The organism is Rugamonas violacea (assembly GCF_016461825.1).
GTDB lineage: Bacteria > Pseudomonadota > Gammaproteobacteria > Burkholderiales > Burkholderiaceae_D > Rugamonas.
The window spans coordinates 1-1,745 of the sequence record NZ_JAEMNU010000089.1 but is presented as its reverse complement, the minus strand read 5'-3'; the positions used below and the strand labels follow the sequence as shown (position 1 = coordinate 1,745).

2 protein-coding genes and 1 pseudogene are annotated in these 1,745 nt (G+C 48.5%); 2 read left to right on the top strand and 1 reads right to left on the bottom strand.

The window, feature by feature from the left end:
- Positions 1-102 precede the first annotated feature (102 nt).
- Together H7U20_RS17720 and H7U20_RS17715 are read left to right on the top strand one after the other, a co-directional pair.
- A pseudogene (locus H7U20_RS17720) lies at positions 103-324 on the top strand (type II secretory pathway, component PulD); the annotation flags it as partial.
- Between the two features lie 18 nt (positions 325-342).
- On the top strand, positions 343-546 hold the full coding sequence (locus H7U20_RS17715) for a hypothetical protein (protein ID WP_199760476.1): 204 nt from the start codon (positions 343-345) through the stop codon (positions 544-546).
- A 153-nt stretch (positions 547-699) separates the two neighbouring features.
- Here the strand turns inward: H7U20_RS17715 and H7U20_RS17710 are convergent, their stop codons facing one another.
- Entirely contained in the window at positions 700-1,368 is a 669-nt protein-coding gene (locus tag H7U20_RS17710) for a hypothetical protein (protein ID WP_199760475.1), read from the bottom strand.
- Between the last annotated feature and the right edge of the window lie 377 nt (positions 1,369-1,745).

The following is a 1,745-nucleotide window of genomic DNA, read 5'->3' as shown; positions in this document are numbered from 1 at the left end:
GGACGAGGTTTGGCTCAATCCGGAACGGGCTGAACCTGAATTAGTGAAGCTGGCTGCATGAAGTGACGCGACAACTTTGTTGACAACTACCGCCGTACTGAGACCGGTGTGAACAATTCGCCGACGTTGACCAAGCGCTCGCTGACTACGACGGTCAACGCTGGCGACGGCGAGCTGATCATGCTGGGTGGGCTGACGCAGGAGAAAAATAGTTCCAGCTCGTCCGGGTTGTCGTTCTTGCCTAGCTTTATGCGATCAGATAGTCGAGACGACAGTCGTACCGAGTTGCTTTTGTTGTTGCAGGTGGATCGGGTTGTCCGGTGATTTTTTATAGGAGGGTTTATGGCTATTGAACTTGATTTTTCGTTGCTGGTCGCTGCTGTCAACTTGGACGATGTGTTGACTGCTGTCTTGGCTGTGAGTTCTACGCTGGCAGGTCTATTTGTCGCAAAAAGGGGAATTTTTTCAGTGATGCGAATTATTGAACCCTATGACGGCAACAACAAATACCATAATGGTGCTCGGGGCGATTATTGTTGGGAGTAATTCGCTCATAGGATTGAGATGGAAATTTAGCGCGCTAAAGTCTCGACTGGAGTTTAGCGCGCTAAATTTTTTCGTTTGTTCGGCTTGTAGCTCTGCGATAGATGACTATTTTTGGTTTTGTATCAGTGTGATGGGCGTAACGAAATGCGCTTTCTAGACTCTTATTGGACCGAACATGCCAGTGTAGATCAGCGCATCCCAAATTTTCTTTATTGTCTGTCCTGTCTCTTGGCTTACAAACAGCGAAGACCGGGCACCATGCGGCCGGCCCAAAAAATAAGGGCGCATGGATTCCCAGGTTTCAGCGACTGTCGACCATTCTGAGCATGGCACCTCTTTCTCCAGGATAAGCGCTATTGCTATGGATAATGGAACCATTCGATCAGCGGACAACGGTTTCTCCCAATTGCATCTAACCAGGATAGGTGTCGTATTGGGGTTATATAGCTTTACGTCAAGTCTTTCTGCCGTGATGTGTGCAGCGCGATGATATGGAAGTGCGGTTACGGAGTCAATTACACTCTGACCGTCATCATAAGGACAGGTAATGAAGCCGTTAGCAAAGTATCTTGTGTGATCGAGTCCTTTGTATCCGCAACCGTTGCCCGGAATCGTTACTGGATTTCTGTCGTCGTGATGGCTGACCAACGGGTGCCAACTAGGGTATGCGTCAACCACTGGCCCCAATTCATCGTGAAGGTCCATTAACTTTTCTTTGCTGGATGCTCTCTGAGATTCATCCACATCTCTTGCGCGGGGAACAAGATAGCTTAAGACCTCTTCAAATCCTACTCGCGCTGCTTCATCTGCTCTAAATGCCATGTTTATCTCCTTGAATAGGCTACTTCATGCATGATATTGCATATCTTTGCATGAAACAAGAATTTTATGCTCGATGCTGGTCTTTTGTGTTTTGCCGATGAGGATGCGAGTTGATGCTTGCGCCGCGTAGCGAAATTTAGCGCGCTAAACCTGCTTATTGCATTGCCGCTCCGTTGGATGGTGCGCGATTGCCCTAGCTGTAGCAACCTGCATTTCAAATTGGCCGGACCAGTATTCGACGACTTTCTCGACCGACAATAACTGCAACTGACGGGACGCTCAAACGTAAGCGATCCATGAACCACAATCTTGTGGCCTGGCCCTGATTTCGCCATGCTTGCCCTTTCAATTTAAACGGGAGCAAGCATGGACGGCGA